At 60.0% G+C, this 15,145-nt stretch carries 13 protein-coding genes; 8 read left to right on the top strand and 5 right to left on the bottom strand.

Annotation, left to right across the window (positions count from 1 at the left end; genetic code table 11):
• The first annotated feature begins 47 nt into the window (after nucleotides 1–47).
• Nucleotides 48–551 carry a M48 family metallopeptidase gene (locus NMD14_09080; protein ID XEI34510.1) on the top strand — a complete coding sequence of 168 codons (504 nt, stop codon included), beginning with the start codon at nucleotides 48–50 and terminating at the stop codon, nucleotides 549–551.
• A 26-nt stretch (nucleotides 552–577) separates the two neighbouring features.
• Entirely contained in the window at nucleotides 578–1,441 is an 864-nt protein-coding gene (locus NMD14_09075) for a DUF2927 domain-containing protein (protein ID XEI34509.1), read from the top strand.
• Between the two features lie 176 nt (nucleotides 1,442–1,617).
• Here NMD14_09075 and NMD14_09070 read toward each other — a convergent pair whose 3' ends face one another.
• The 4 genes from NMD14_09070 to NMD14_09055 all read right to left on the bottom strand — a co-directional run bounded on the left by NMD14_09070 (nucleotide 1,618) and on the right by NMD14_09055 (nucleotide 5,795).
• Nucleotides 1,618–1,869: a DinI family protein gene (locus tag NMD14_09070; protein ID XEI34508.1), complete on the bottom strand. Its 252-nt coding sequence runs from the start codon at nucleotides 1,867–1,869 to the stop codon at nucleotides 1,618–1,620.
• Between the two features lie 74 nt (nucleotides 1,870–1,943).
• A complete protein-coding gene (locus NMD14_09065; GenBank protein ID XEI34507.1) occupies nucleotides 1,944–4,370 on the bottom strand; it encodes a DNA polymerase II in 2,427 nt (808 codons plus the stop codon).
• A 161-nt stretch (nucleotides 4,371–4,531) separates the two neighbouring features.
• Entirely contained in the window at nucleotides 4,532–5,281 is a 750-nt protein-coding gene (locus NMD14_09060) for a zinc-dependent peptidase (GenBank protein XEI34741.1), read from the bottom strand.
• A gap of 76 nt (nucleotides 5,282–5,357) precedes the next feature.
• A complete protein-coding gene (locus tag NMD14_09055) occupies nucleotides 5,358–5,795 on the bottom strand; it encodes a GNAT family N-acetyltransferase (protein XEI34506.1) in 438 nt (145 codons plus the stop codon).
• Between the two features lie 348 nt (nucleotides 5,796–6,143).
• Here NMD14_09055 and NMD14_09050 point away from each other — a divergent pair, with 348 nt between their 5' ends.
• Nucleotides 6,144–7,643 (top strand): alanine:cation symporter family protein, encoded by a 1,500-nt coding sequence (locus tag NMD14_09050; protein XEI34505.1) that lies wholly within the window; start codon nucleotides 6,144–6,146, stop codon nucleotides 7,641–7,643.
• A gap of 74 nt (nucleotides 7,644–7,717) precedes the next feature.
• Here NMD14_09050 and NMD14_09045 read toward each other — a convergent pair whose 3' ends face one another.
• Nucleotides 7,718–8,524: a crotonase/enoyl-CoA hydratase family protein gene (locus tag NMD14_09045; GenBank protein ID XEI34504.1), complete on the bottom strand. Its 807-nt coding sequence runs from the start codon at nucleotides 8,522–8,524 to the stop codon at nucleotides 7,718–7,720.
• 168 nt (nucleotides 8,525–8,692) lie between these two features.
• Here NMD14_09045 and NMD14_09040 point away from each other — a divergent pair, with 168 nt between their 5' ends.
• From NMD14_09040 to NMD14_09020, 5 genes are all read left to right on the top strand, one after another.
• Entirely contained in the window at nucleotides 8,693–10,480 is a 1,788-nt protein-coding gene (locus NMD14_09040) for a DUF294 nucleotidyltransferase-like domain-containing protein (GenBank protein XEI34503.1), read from the top strand.
• Between the two features lie 2 nt (nucleotides 10,481–10,482).
• A complete protein-coding gene (locus NMD14_09035) occupies nucleotides 10,483–11,109 on the top strand; it encodes a 3'-5' exonuclease (GenBank protein ID XEI34502.1) in 627 nt (208 codons plus the stop codon).
• Nucleotides 11,110–11,214: 105 nt separating this feature from the next.
• On the top strand, nucleotides 11,215–11,526 hold the full coding sequence (locus tag NMD14_09030; protein ID XEI34501.1) for a DUF485 domain-containing protein: 312 nt from the start codon (nucleotides 11,215–11,217) through the stop codon (nucleotides 11,524–11,526).
• Nucleotides 11,523–13,190 carry a cation acetate symporter gene (locus tag NMD14_09025; protein XEI34500.1) on the top strand — a complete coding sequence of 556 codons (1,668 nt, stop codon included), beginning with the start codon at nucleotides 11,523–11,525 and terminating at the stop codon, nucleotides 13,188–13,190. Before NMD14_09030 ends, NMD14_09025 begins: the two co-directional genes overlap by 4 nt.
• A gap of 166 nt (nucleotides 13,191–13,356) precedes the next feature.
• Nucleotides 13,357–14,949 carry an ABC-F family ATPase gene (locus NMD14_09020; protein XEI34499.1) on the top strand — a complete coding sequence of 531 codons (1,593 nt, stop codon included), beginning with the start codon at nucleotides 13,357–13,359 and terminating at the stop codon, nucleotides 14,947–14,949.
• The last annotated feature ends 196 nt before the right edge of the window (nucleotides 14,950–15,145 follow it).

Below are 15,145 nucleotides of genomic sequence, written 5' to 3'. Positions count from 1 at the left end.
CCAGAGATAACTACAATGACGCTCTTTTTGATGTAACGAGTGACACCATGGCGGAACTGACCTATCTGGGTGGCTATCCCGAGCCCCTCAAAGCCCAGGTACAACAACTAATTAGCGCGGGCAAACTGGGTGATGTACTGGCCAAACGCTATCCGGAAAGCCACCCGATCCAGAGCGACAAGGCGCTGCTCGCCTACACCATGGAGCTGAAGAACCGCTATCTCAAGAGCTCGGCCCCCCTGTCAAAGGTGGTGTTCGATGGCAAGATCAACGTGATCAAGGATGCCCTCGGTCTGCACACCTACGTCAGCAGGGTGCAGGGTAACAAACTCAAGGCCAAGAACGAGATCCGCATCGCCGCCCTGTTCAAGGAGGCGCCACCCCCATTTTTGAAAATGATCGTGGTGCACGAGCTGGCCCACATCAAAGAGAAGGATCACAACAAGAGCTTCTATCAGCTCTGCCAGCACATGGAGCCCGACTATCATCAACTGGAGTTTGATCTCAGACTCTGGCTCACCTGGCGCGATATCGACAAGGCCAGCCGCTAGGCTGACAACCGTTTCAGGGAGGAAACATGTCATTTGCCGCCATCCCCTTTAGCGCCCCGCGCTTTATTGCCACTTTGGTAATGGCCAACTTGAGCCACGCTGCCCGTCCCCGCGTCACGTTACGCGTGCTGCTGGCCCTGCTACTTCTACTCGCGGGACAGAACGCCCGAGCAGATGAACGCTGGCAGAGCGACAGCTATCTGGTCGAAAGCTTTTTGGCCATCGCCATGGAGCGAGAGTATGGCGAAGTCAAGCAAACCCGTTTTGCTCGCTGGCAACAGCCGATCCGGCTGCAGCTTATCAACGAGTCGGGTGACAAGCCGCTGCAAGCTGACGTGGTGAAGATACAGGCGGCCCACTTGGCCCGCATCACCGGCCACCCTATCAGCATGGTGTCCGCAAAGCCCAACCTCACCCTAATCATGACCGATCACAGCAAGATGAAGAGCTGGGCCAACCGCACCATGGGGGGCGATCCATCGGTCAAAATGGCGCTCAAGGAGGGGCTCTGCCTTGCCAACTTCGCCACCAACCCGCAGCACGAGATCCGCCGTGCGACCATCATCATTCCGGTGGACTACAGCAGAGCCAAGGGGCGTTTTCTCGACTGCGTGGTGGAAGAGTTCAGCCAAGTGATGGGGCTACCCAACGACTCTGACAAGGTGTTTCCCTCCATCTTTAACGACCATAGCATCGACCGTTTCCTGACCGGGCTGGACTATGTGCTGCTCAAGCTGGCCTATCATCCGGCCCTCAAGGCCGGGATGAGCAGTGACGAGATCCGCGCCGCACTGCTCATTGCGCTGGCCGACCTGCGTGCCAAAGGGGAGATCCGCGAGGCCAATCGCCGGGTGCAGCAGCAGAGCCTGAAAAGCTGGGCGGGGCTGTAGCGGGCCTAACTCAATTCAGAGCCATAAAACCACCGTTCGCCACCGACCACCGACAAAAAACGCAGCCACTTGGCTGCGTTTTTTGTTGTCCGGGGATAAACGGATCAGTAGCAGGCATGCCCGTTTATCTGCCGCCCATTTATCGAACGCCCGAGTTATCCACTGACAGTGTGGGCTCAGGAGGCAACGTTCTCTTCCGGCATCCAGCTCTCGGCGTTTTCCCACACCTCCTGCACTATAGCTTCGGCCAGCTCTTTATCTTCCTTGCTGGCACGGCTGACGGTCAGGGCCATGGCACTGCCCGGCGCGACCCGCACGTGGATGTCGGGGAATTTTTCGCCAAGCTGCTTGAGCAACTCCTGACGCAGCGCCTCCATAGTCGAGGTCGGGATCTGATGTTTTCTGTCGATGATGATTTCAAGACGCATAGGAAACTTCTCCATGATTTATAACTGTATTTTTATCCAGTACCCATGAGAAGTAAAGTGCCATCTTGCTCCAATCAGAAAAGATCCAGCTGCTGGCCGCAGATCCGGTCGAACGACTCGCCGATAAAGGGCAGGATGGCATCGGCAATGGGCCGCAACTGCTTGTCGATATAGTGTTCGTAATCGATGGCGCTGCGCCGGTACTCCAGCGGTTCAGGGCCATTGAGGGTCATCAGATAGGCGATGGCGCCCCGATGCTGATAGCGCTGGGGCAGCCCGCGGCGCAGGTTCTCCTCGTCGGCCAGACGCGCCGCCCGCACATGAGGCGGCACATTCTTCTGATACTCCTCGAGTTTTTGGCGCAGCCGTTTGCGGTAGATGAGCAGATCGTCGTGACGACCGGCACGGGTCTCATCCACCATGGTGCGCACATAGCTGCTGGGATCTTCATCGTGAAACACCAGCTCATAGAGGCGGGTCTGGAATTGCTTGGCCAACATGGTCCAGTCGGTGCGCACCGATTCGAGCCCCTTGAACACCAGCTGCTCACTCCCCTCACTGGCCTTGCCAACCAGCCCCGCATAGCGCTTCTTGCTCCCCTTCTCCAACCCGCGGATGGTCGGCATCAGAAAGCGGCGATAGTGGGTCTCGTACTGGATCTCCAGATAGCTCGGCAGGTCGAATTCGCGCTTGATCAGTGCAGCCCAGTTATTGTTGATCATTTGAGCCAGTCGCAGGCCGATCTCGTCCGCCTCATCGGGGCTGGTCTCGCGCCCCAGATGGACAAAGGTGGAGTCGGTGTCACCATAGATCACCTCAAACCCCTTCGCCTCAATCCATTCGCGGGTCTGCTGCATGATGCTGTGGCCGCGCAGGGTGATGGATGAGGCAAGTCGCGGATCATAGAAGCGGCAGCCCCCCGAGCCCAGCACGCCGTAGAAGGAGTTCATGATGATCTTGATGGCCTGGGAGAGCGCCTTGTTGCTGGCCGCCTTGGCTCTGTCCCTCGCCGCCCAGAGGGTGGCGATGAGATCCGGCAAGAAGTGGCGCTCGCGGGAGAACAGGGCGCCGCGAAAGCCGGGAATCGCGTGGTCGGGATGCTGCAGCCCCTCCACCAGCCCCATGGGGTCGATGCAGAAAGTGCGGATGATGCTGGGGTAAAGGCTCTTGAAATCGAGCACCAGCACATGGCGATAGAGACCGGGTTTGGAGTCCATCACATAGCCGCCGGGACTTGCGAGCCCCCCGTCAGCCGGCAGATTGGGGGCCACATAGCCGCCGCGATGCAGCCGCGGCAGGTAGAGGTTGGTAAAGGCCGCCACCGAGCCCCCGACCCTGTCCAGCTCAAGACCGGTGAGGGAGGCGCGCTCGATGGCAAAAGGGATGAGGTGGCAATAGTCGAAGATCTCCCACACCAGCTTGCAATCTTCCAGGTTGTAGCGGGCCAGCGCCTCCTTGTCGGAGTGGAACAGCTCGGTGATCTTCTCCCCCCGATTGGCCACATCCTCGATATCCTTGCCACGACCGAGCAGTTCGCTCGCCACCGCATCCAGGCTGTAGCTGGCAAACTGCCAGGTGGCGCTTTTGAGGGTGTCGATGCCGTCGAGCACCATGCGCCCGGGGATGATGACGTTGCCAGTCTGGGGATCGTTGCGGGATGAGCGCCAGAAGCAGAGCTCGCGCCCCCGCCCCAGCCGCAGGCGCCGCTTGTTAAGCTCGGCACGGCGTAGCAGCAGGCGAAAGTCAAAATTGACCACGTTCCAGCCAATCACCAGATCGGGGTCATGCAGGCTGAACCAGCTCTCCAGCGCACTCAGCAGGGCACTCTCGTCCGCCACCCACTGGACCCGGGTGCCCCAGCTCTCTGCATCCGCTTCCGGGGATCCGATCATGATGACCCGCGCGTCCTGTTCGCTGTAAAGACCGACAGAGAAGAGGGCCCCGTCCATGGCACACTCCACGTCCAGCGATACCCAGGAGAGGGTGGGTGTCACCGCCTGCGGTGCGCAGCGCGCCTCGTTCACCTCCCAGTAGCCCTGCTTGCCCCCTTTCTTGAGTGTGCGCCCCTCGAAGCGTACGCCGGCGGTGATGAAACGCTCCATCAGATAGCGCTCCGGCAGCCGGATATCCGCCTCGAAGTGCTCCAGCCCGCGGATGAGCAGCAGCTCGATGGCACGGTGAAAGGCGCTCAGGGTGGCAAAGTAGCAGCCCACCACGGCGCGGCCATCAAAGGTGCGCATCGGCAGGCGGCGAAACCGCCCGCTCACCCCGGCCCCCTTGAACAGCTCGGCGGCTTCTTCCATATGGCTCTGTGGCAAAAAGAACACCGGCTCCTGCCCCGGCACCACCACCCGCACCGGCCCCTGGGCACTCCAGAGCCACATCACGATTTCGGTTGTGGCTGCCTGCCCGTTGCGACCGCGCACGTCCCGACCGTGGCGGGTCAGGATAAAACCGTCGAGCGGCGGGGTGGCGGGTGCGGTGGGCAGGGTTGCAGTCATGGAGCGTAAAGGGGCTGTCCGAGAATGGGACTATTGTACGTTCATACAGTGCCTGCTCGCAATCGTCACGCTGGCTGCGTAACGGGAGATCGCCCCGGTTGGAGGTCGTGCGGGATCTAGGTTGACGCTGAGTGCAGCCAAACCCAACAGAGCAGTAAGTCTCATCCGCCTGAGCCCGCCAGCAAGCGGGTCGCGGGGAATCGCAGGGCAGGATCCTGACTAAAGAGCTGGCTCAGTTGCCGGTATACCGCGGGATAGACCTGCTGCAGCCGCAGCGGATCCGTAAAGAAGCACTCGCAACTGACGGCGAAAAATTCGGCGGGATGTTCGGCGGCATAGGGATCGATTGCGGTCACCTCGTCCCGGTCGATCTGCTGGCACAGCTCATCGAAGGCGGCCTGAAAGGCCTGCTGCCACAGCTGGCTACTCATCTGCCCCGGCAACGGTGGTGCACCGTCCGCCTCACCGCCCAGCATGTCGAGCTTGTGGGCCAGCTCATGGATCACCAGATTACAGCCGTCCCAGTCGCCATCCTGCTGTAGCTCGCTCCAGGCCAGCACCAACGGCCCTTGCGGCCAGGATTCGCCGGCGTTCTCCTCTTCAATCTCGCTCACCAGCCCGAACTCATCCTGCACCTCCTGGCGCCGGGTCACGGGCTGGGGAATGATGATGATTTCGTGAAAACCGCGATACCAGTCAACGCCGAGGTGCAGAATAGGCAGCGCCGCCTGCAGCGCCAGCACCGCCTGTTGGCGGGGGCTGAGCTCGACCCCGATCAGGGTCAGGGTCTTGCGTTTGAGCAGCTGTTGCCCCAAGCCAATAAGCGTGGTCTGCTCGGTGTCGCTGAGCCCTTGCAAGATGGGCACTGCCGCCAGTGCCTGACGCCACCGCGCCAGCTCATCGTCACTCATGGACGTTTGCGGGCGACCACCCAGCCATTTGAACCATCCCAGCACGCCAACTCCTTCTTTAGATGCAAAAACCACGTCACAGCAGTTTGACGAACCGTTTCGGCCGCTCCTGATACGCCTGCGCCAGATAGAAGCGGTGGGCCAGCTCGCGCTTGAGGCTGCTGGAGAGCTCCAGCTGGGCACAACCTGCGGCCCGCGCCATCTCTTTGGCTCGCTTGAGCAAGGCCGCGCCCACTCCCGCCCCTCTTGCCCCTTCATCGACAACCAGCGCCGAGATCAAGCCCCATGCTGGTGCAACATGCAGCGGTGCCAGCCTGTGCCACACCAGTACGCCGACCACCTTGTCAGCCAGGGAGGCAAGCAGCACCGAGCTGGCGGGATCCGGCACCAACAGGCGCGCCGTCACATCACGCCCTTCGGTAGGATACCCCAATTGGGTGAACAGGTGGGCGATGGCGCTCCCGTCGTTGGCCTCAGGGGCACGGAACGTCAATATGTCAGAGGTATCTTTCATTGTTGGCCTCATGTTTGCTTTCCATTGTGTTACGCCCGTCACATTGCCCGGCGCAGATCAACAAGGAGGAACTCATCTTTACTCATAGAAAACGCTGCCTGCCATTATCTTCCCGCCCTTGTCAATTCACAAATTTGCAACAAGACGACATTTTTCGCTAGGAAGCACCGATACAACTCGATATGTTACACCCCATGCATGGCGCGCCTTTGCGCTCTGCTTAACCCCTCAACCTCGTGCTCATTTGTTAACTGGATTGTTAACAGGCTGGGCCGAAAACAGTGATAGAGAGCGAGGCCAAGATCTCGCCAAGACAGCGCCACAAACACAACAAAGGAGTTGTTGTACATGAATGAAATCGTCAATGCCATCAATGGAGTAATCTGGAGCCCTGCGCTCATCTACCTGTGTCTGGGGGTCGGTCTTTACTTCTCCCTGCGCACCCGTTTTTTGCAACTGCGTCATATCAAAGAGATGGTTCGCCTGATGTTTGATGGCAAGAGCACCGATGCCGGTGTCTCCTCCTTCCAGGCGCTGGCCATGACCCTGGCCGGTCGTGTGGGCACCGGTAACATCGCGGGTGTGGCCACCGCCATCACCTTCGGTGGCCCGGGCGCCCTGTTCTGGATGTGGATGGTGGCCTTCCTCGGTGCCAGCTCCGCCTTCGTGGAGTCCACCCTGGGTCAGGTTTACAAAGAGAAGATCAACGGTGAATACCGCGGCGGCCCGGCCTTCTACATCGAAAAAGGGCTTGGCATGAAGTGGTATGCCTGGACGTTTGCCATCGCCACCATCTTCGCCTGCGGCGTGCTGCTGCCGGGCGTGCAGGCCAACTCCATCGGCTCCAGCCTGCAGACCGCCTTTAATATCGATCCGAACGTCACCGCCGCCGGTCTGGCGCTGCTGCTCGGCTTTATCATCTTCGGCGGCGTCAAGCGTATCGCCAGCTTCGCCAGTACCGTGGTGCCCTTTATGGCGCTCGGCTACATCATCGTGGCTTGCGTCATCATCGCCCTCAACATCTCTGCCCTGCCGGGCGTGATCCTGCTGATCTGGAAGAGCGCCTTCGGTATGGATGCCGGTTTCGGTGCCATTCTGGGTCTGGCCATCATGTGGGGTGTCAAGCGCGGGGTCTACTCCAACGAAGCGGGTCAGGGTACCGGGCCGCACGCCTCTTCTGCTGCGGCAGTGAGCCACCCGGCCAAGCAGGGTCTGGTGCAGGCGTTTTCCGTCTACATTGACACCCTGTTTGTCTGCTCCGCCACCGGCTTTATGCTGCTGATCACCGGTCTCTATAACGTACAAGGGCCGGACGGCGCCGCCCTCTACACCGGTATTGCCGGCATCGCTGCGGGCCCGGGCTATGTGCAGACTGCCATGGAGAGCATGATGCCCGGCTTTGGCAGCATTTTCGTGGCTATCGCGCTGTTCTTCTTCGCGTTCACCACCATCGTTGCCTACTACTACATCGCCGAGACCAACATCGCCTACATCAACCGCAAGATAAATCGTCCCTGGCTCACTTTCTTGCTGAAGATTGCGCTGATGGCCGCCACTGTCTACGGCACCGTCAAGACGGCGGATCTGGCGTGGGGCATGGGTGATATCGGGGTCGGCCTGATGGCCTGGCTTAACATCGTCGCCATCCTGCTGCTGCAAAAGACTGCCTTCGTCTGCCTGAAGGATTACGAGGCGCAACAGGCACAAGGTATTGACCCTGTATTCCACCCGGAGAAGCTCGGCATCAAGAACGCCGATTACTGGGTGGGCAAGCGCTCCGAAGAGAATCTGGAACTGGAGAAATCCGGTCACCCGTTCGAACCGGATCAGAATCGCAAGATCTCCTGAACCAAAACGACATAAGATATCAATACAAATGGCAGCCTCGGCTGCCATTTCTTTTGCACTCTATCTGTTCGCGGTCAGAGCGGATTGCGGCGCGGCCCGAACGGCAAACGCCAGCGAAACAGGCTGTTTAGGGTGGCTCGCCACTGATTGGGACGTCCCAGGATCTGCTTTTGCAGGCGGGTCTCTTCTTTGAGCATCGCCTCGTCACTACGAGCCCAGGCCTGACTGTAGAGCTGCTTGATCCCCGCCAGCGCATCGGGCGACTTGGTGATGAGGGTGCGGGCAAACTCCCGCGCCTCCACCAGCGGATCGGCGCAGACCCGGCTTACCATCCCGAGGGATTTCGCCTCGACGGCATCCAGCTCGCGCCCGCTCATGGCCAGCTCCATGGCGGTATCCAGACCCATCAGGTTGCGCATGGTGACGCTGCCACTCATGTCGGGAATGATGCCCCACTTGATCTCCATCACCGAGAAGCGGCAATCGGGGGTGCTGAAGCGAAAATCGGCGCCGAGCGCAATCTGCAAGCCACCGCCAAAACAGACCCCTTGGGTCACCGCAATCACCGGCACCGGCAGCTGGTGCCAGCCATAGGCGACCCGCTGGGCCAGATTGGTCGCTTCGTCCGCCTCGCGCTTGAGAATATCGAGCGCCGCTACCGGCTGTCTCAGCATCGATTTAACATCCAGCCCTGCGCAGAAGGCCCGCCCCTCGCCGTGTAGGATCACCGCCCGCAGCCCCTTGTGCTGAGCGAGTTGCGTCAGCGTCTCGTCAATGGCGCTAAACATGGCGCGGTCCAGCGCATTGAGTTTATCCCCCCGCGTCAGCATCACTTCGGCAATCCCGTCGTGGATCTCGCACTTGATCCTTGGTTTTTCCATCTCCCTTGTCCTCTCCTTGATCCCTGAAACCGACTCACTGGTCATACCATTACGTTATCAGAGTGTTATCATCCGGTACAGCTGAGACTAAAGTCGGCTGGTCGCCTCCCCCTCCCTTTGTCACACTGGGAGCTGGATGAGTGCCGCAAGCCAGCAGAGGACGCTGTCATGTCAACCCTGTTCAATTTTGCCAGACCACCGTTCGACCGACTGGACGAGGAGGCGCGCGAGCGGCTCTCCCGTCACCTCTCGCTCTGCTATTTTCGGGCCGGGGATCTGCTGCTCAAGGAGGGGGACGAGCCTCCCGGCCTCTATCTCATCATCAAGGGGGCGGTGGAAGAGTCGGCCCCTCACCACCCGTTTGGTGATTACGGGGTCGATGATCTGTTCGATGTGCGCGCCCAGTTTGACGGCCGTTGCCGCCACCGCTTCACCGCGCTGGAAGACTGCCTCTGCCAGCTCATCCCTCGCCACACCTTTCTGGCGCTCTGTGAGCAGGATCCGCAGTTTGCCAGCTACTTCACAGCCAATCTGGCCGAGCGCCAGCGCCAGCAGGAGCAACGCGAACAACTGGGTCAGAAGAATCTGGCGGAATTTATCCTGACCCGCATCGAACCCGGCCATCTGCAAGCACCGCTTATCGTCGACAGCAAGCTGTCACTGCTGGCGGCGACCGAAGCCATGGTGAGCAAGGGGACCGATTGCCTGCTCTACCCGGCTCATGACGGCTCCCTCACGCTGGCAACCCGCAAGACCTTGCTCCACGCCCTGACCCTCAAGGGATTGCCGCTGACGGCCACCCTCTCGGTGCTGACCCCCACCCCCCTGATTGGTCTGCCGCTGGAGAGCTATCTGTTTGATGCCCTGTTGCTGATGACCCGCCATCGCATCAAGCGACTGGTGGTGTGGCGTGGCAACGAGGTGGCTGGCATCTTGCAACTGACTCAGGTGTTGGGGCTTTTCTCGACCCACTCCCACGTGCTGACCCTGCGCATCGCCCGCGCCGACAGCCTGCCGGCACTGGAGGCGGTGGCCCGCGAACAGCAACAATTGACCCGTTCGCTGTTTGCCCAGGGGATCCACACCGCCTTTTTGATGAAGCTGATCGCCACCATCAACGAACAGCTGATCGCCAAAGCCTTTGCGCTGGTGATCCCCCCCGAGGTGCAGGATAACGTCTGTCTGTTGATGCTGGGCTCGGAGGGGCGCGGCGAGCAGCTCCTCAAAACCGACCAGGACAACGCCCTGATCCTGCCAGAGGGGCTGGCATGGCCCACCCAAGAGGCCGATCTGGCGGCCTTCAGCAACCTGCTGGAGCGGCTCGGCTACCCGCTCTGCCCCGGGCTGGTAATGGTGAACAATCCGGCCTGGGTGAAAACGGGCAGCGAGTGGCAAAGCGCCATTGCCAGCGCCTGCACCACGGCAAAGGAGGATGAGCTGCTGTGGCTCGCCACCCTGGCCGATGCTCACCCCATAGCAGGGGACCGTCAGCTCCATCTGCCGGTTGCCAGAGCGCTGCGCGAGCAGTTGGCGGACAGGCGGGATCTGCTGGCGGAGATGGTGCGACCGGCGGTGGCCTTCCATGCCCCGCTCACCCTGTTTGGCCGGCTGGAGCAGCCACCGGAAGGGCTGGATCTGAAACGGGGCGGCCTGTTCCCGCTGGTACATGGCATCCGTATGCTGGCCCTTGAAGGGGGCATACTGGAGACCTCGACCCTGGGGCGTATCGATGCACTGGTGGCCGCCGAGCGGCTCAGTGCCGACTATGGCAGCAATCTGGCGGAGGCGTTCCGGCTCTTTATCCGGCTGAGGCTGCGCAGCCAACTCAAGGGCGGCAACAGCCGGGTGCAGACACAGGATCTCAGCCACAGCGAGCGGGATCTGCTGCGCCAGGCGCTGCATCAGGTGAAGAAATTCCAGCAGTGGCTCACCTTGCACTTTCGTCTGAGACAATAGCCATGTTGAGCCGCGCTCGACGCTACTGGTATGGCCGTGCGTTCCGAACTGGCGAGTTCGCACCGCTCTTTGCCACCCCACCGAAAGATGAACGGATCGCCCTCGATTTCGAGACCACCAGTCTTGATCCCGAGCAGGCCGAGATCGTCTCCATCGGGGCGGTGCGCATTCAGGGTAAACGGCTGCTGACTGGCGAGGCACTCGCCATCAAGGTGCAGCCACCGGCCAGCCTGACCGGCCAATCGGTGGTGATCCACGGTCTGCGCCATCAGGATCTGCAACAGGGGATGACGCTGGAGGCGGCGCTGCGCTTACTTCTGACCTTTATCGGCCCGCGTGAACTGGTGGGCTATCACATCGCCTACGACCTGCGTATTCTCAATCTCGCCTGCCAGAAATTGTGGGGATTGACCCTGCCCCAGCGAGGTATAGAGGTGAGCCAGCTCTATCACGACCACCTCTATCGCCGCTATCCCGATGCGGCCATCGACCTGCACTTGAGTGCCATCTGCAGCCATCTTGAACTGCCCCCCCTGCCCGCCCACGATGCCCTTGCCGATGCCACCACGGCCGCGCTCATCTATCTGCGCCTGACCTGCGGCTCGCCGCTGGCTTATCCCAAAGTCTAATTGCCCACAAATAACATTTAATTCACATTTTGCTTACATGAGCAGATCCCCTGCTCGTCGGGGTTACCCCATCCACCGCTGACACTCATGTCATGGAGAACTGCAATGGAACAGCAAAGCTACCTGAGGATCCAGCAAGATCCCAACTTCCAGGAGCTGGTCGCCAAGCGCCAGCGTTTTGCCTGGGCCCTCTCGGCTCTGATGCTGGGACTCTACCTGGCGTTTATTCTGCTCATCGCCTTTGCCCCCGGTTGGCTGGGCACCCCGCTCAGTGACAGCACCACCGTCACCCGTGGCATTCCGGTCGGGGTGGGACTGATCCTCTCCTCTTTCGTGCTGACCGGCATCTATGTGTTTCGGGCCAACGGCGAGTTTGACGAGCTGAATCAGAAGATCCTCAAGGGAGTACTGTCATGAGCGCAAAAAGCATCAAAGGCAAGTGGCTGCTGTTGGCCTCACTGGCCTCCTCCCCCCTGCTGGCAGCAGATGCACTGACCGGCGAGGTACAACGTCAACCCCTCAATGTGTCGGCCATCGTGATGTTTGTGGTCTTTGTGGCAGCCACCCTGTTCATCACCTACTGGGCCTCCAAGCGCAACCGCTCGGCTTCCGACTACTATGCGGCTGGTGGCCGTATCACCGGTTTCCAGAATGGTCTGGCCATCGCCGGTGACTATATGTCCGCTGCCTCCTTCCTCGGGATCTCCGCGCTGGTCTACACCTCCGGCTACGATGGCCTGATTTACTCCATCGGTTTTCTGGTGGGCTGGCCCATCATTCTGTTCCTGATCGCGGAGCGGCTGCGCAACCTCGGCAAATACACCTTCGCTGATGTCGCCTCCTATCGCCTCAAGCAGACTGAAGTGCGCACCCTCTCCGCCTGCGGTTCACTGGTGGTGGTCGCCCTCTACCTGATCGCCCAGATGGTCGGTGCCGGCAAGCTGATCGAGCTGCTGTTTGGCCTGCAATACCATGTGGCCGTGGTGCTGGTCGGTATCCTGATGGTGCTCTACGTGCTGTTTGGCGGCATGCTGGCCACCACCTGGGTGCAGATCATCAAGGCTGTGATGCTGCTCTCCGGTGCCAGTTTCATGGCCATCATGGTCATGAAATCGGTCAACTTCGATATCGGCGCCCTGTTTAGCGAAGCGGTCAAGGTGCACGAGAAAGGGATCGCCATCATGAGCCCGGGTGGTCTGGTCGCTGACCCCGTCTCCGCCATCTCGCTCGGTCTGGCATTGATGTTCGGTACCGCCGGTCTGCCCCATATCCTGATGCGTTTCTTCACCGTGAGTGACGCCAAGGAAGCGCGTAAATCTGTGTTCTACGCCACCGGCTTTATCGGTTACTTCTACATCCTCACCTTCATCATTGGCTTTGGCGCCATCCTGCTGGTCAGTACCAATCCGGCCTTCAAAGACGCCACCGGCGCCCTGCTGGGCGGCACCAACATGGCCGCTGTTCATCTGGCCAATGCGGTGGGTGGCAGCCTGTTCCTCGGCTTCATCTCTGCCGTAGCGTTTGCCACCATTCTGGCGGTCGTTGCCGGATTGACCCTGGCGGGTGCCTCTGCGGTCTCCCATGACCTCTATGCCAGCGTGCTGAAGAAGGGCAAGGCCAACGAGACCGATGAACTGCGCGTCTCCAAGATGACCACCTTGGTGCTGGGTGTGGTGGCCATTGGTCTGGGGATCCTGTTCGAGAAGCAGAACATCGCCTTCATGGTGGGTCTGGCCTTCTCCATCGCCGCCAGCTGCAACTTCCCGGTGCTGTTCCTCTCCATGTTCTGGTCACGCCTGACCACCCGTGGCGCCGTCTACGGTGGCTGGCTGGGATTGGTGAGCGCGGTGACTCTGATGATTCTGGGCCCGACCGTGTGGGTGAAAGTGCTGGGCCATGCCCAGGCTATTTTCCCCTACGAATACCCTGCCCTCTTCTCCATGGGCTTGGCCTTCGCCGGTATCTGGTTCTTCTCCATCACCGACAGCTCCCAGAACGCCGCTGACGAGCATGCCAAGTTCCTGCCGCAGTTTGTTCGCTCCCAGACCGGGCTGGGTGCCTCTGGCGCCACCTCCCACTGATGAGTCAATCATGCTACCAAGCCGGCCTCGTGCCGGCTTTTTTCATGGCTGATCCCTCAATGGCCAAATACACTGCTGACCGATCCAGATCACAGTTCTTGCTAAAATTTTTTGGGGATCTGTGCCATAATGCGCGCCATTTGACAGACCAACCGGGACACTCATCTTGTTAAGCAGCAATAACATCACCATGCAATTCGGCGCCAAGCCGCTGTTCGAGAACATCAACGTCAAGTTTGGCGGCGGCAACCGCTATGGCCTTATTGGCGCCAACGGCTGTGGCAAGTCCACCTTTATGAAGATCCTCGGCGGCGATCTTGAGCCCAGCGGCGGTAATGTGAGCCTGGACGTCAATGAGCGCATCGGTAAGCTGCGCCAGGATCAGTTCGCCTACGAAGATACCCGTGTCCTGGACGTGGTCATGATGGGTCACACCGAGCTGTGGGCGGCCATTGCCGAACGCGATGCCATCTACGCAAACCTCGAAGCGACCGATGACGACTACATGAAGGCTGCCGAGCTGGAAGGGCTGGTCGCCGAGTATGACGGCTACACCGCCGAAGCGCGTGCCGGTCAGTTGCTGCTGGGTGCCGGTATTCCTATCGAACAGCACAACGGCCCGATGAGTGAAGTGGCCCCGGGCTGGAAACTGCGGGTGCTGCTGGCACAAGCGCTGTTCTCCAACCCCGATATCCTGCTGCTGGACGAACCGACCAACAACCTGGATATCAACACCATCCGCTGGCTGGAGCAGGTGCTCAACGATCGTGAAAGCACCATGATCATCATCTCTCACGACCGTCACTTCCTGAACTCCGTCTGTACTCACATGGCGGATCTGGACTACGGCGAGCTGCGCGTCTATCCGGGCAACTATGATGACTACATGCTGGCCGCCACCCAGGCGCGCGAGCGTCTGCTGGCCGACAACGCCAAGAAGAAGGCCCAGATCGCCGATCTGCAATCCTTCGTCTCCCGTTTCAGTGCCAACGCATCCAAGTCCAGCCAGGCAACCTCCCGCCTCAAGCAGATCGACAAGATCAAGATTGAGGAAGTGAAGGTCTCCAGCCGTCAGAACCCCTTCATCCGCTTCGAGCAGGAGAAGAAGCTCTACCGCAACATCCTGGAAATCGAAGGGGTATCCAAAGGCTACGGTGAGGCGCCCCTGTTCAAGGGCCTCAACATGATGCTGGAAGTGGGCGAGAAGGTCGCCATTCTGGGTACCAACGGTATCGGTAAATCGACCCTGATCAAGACCCTGGTCGGAGAGTTGGCGCCGGATACCGGCACCATCAAGTGGTCCGAGAATGCCCAGATCGGCTACTACGCCCAGGATCACGCCGAAGACTTCAACACCGATCTCAATGTGTTTGACTGGATGGCCCAGTGGAAACAGGAGAACGAAGATGAGCAGGCGGTTCGCTCTATCCTCGGTCGTCTGCTGTTCACTCAGGACGATATCAAAAAGCCGGTCAAGGTACTCTCCGGTGGTGAGCAGGGCCGCATGCTGTTCGGCAAGCTGATGATGCAGCGCCCCAACATCCTGATCATGGATGAGCCGACCAACCACCTGGACATGGAATCTATCGAATCCTTGAACCTGGCCCTCGAGATGTACAAGGGCACCCTGATCTTCGTCTCCCACGACCGCGAATTCGTCTCCTCCCTGGCGACCCGCATCCTGGAGCTGAGCGAAGACGGTATCCGCGACTTCGGCGGTACCTACGAGGATTACCTGCGCACCCAGGGCGTGGTTTAACCGCTGCTCTGCACACGCTAGCAATGACAAACCGGCACCTATGTGCCGGTTTTTTTATATCCCGTTTTTTATGACGACGGATATGGCGTATGACCCAGGAACGGCCACAGCAAGCCACAGAGCAAAGCAGAAACAGTAAAGAGCAGAGCGCAGAGCGCAGAGCGCAGAGCGCAGAGCTTGAGTATCCCCCGCCCCC

The organism is Aeromonas veronii (assembly GCA_041319085.1).
In the GTDB taxonomy this organism is placed as follows: Bacteria; Pseudomonadota; Gammaproteobacteria; order Enterobacterales; family Aeromonadaceae; genus Aeromonas; species Aeromonas veronii_F.
This window is presented reverse-complemented; position numbering and strand designations above follow the sequence as displayed.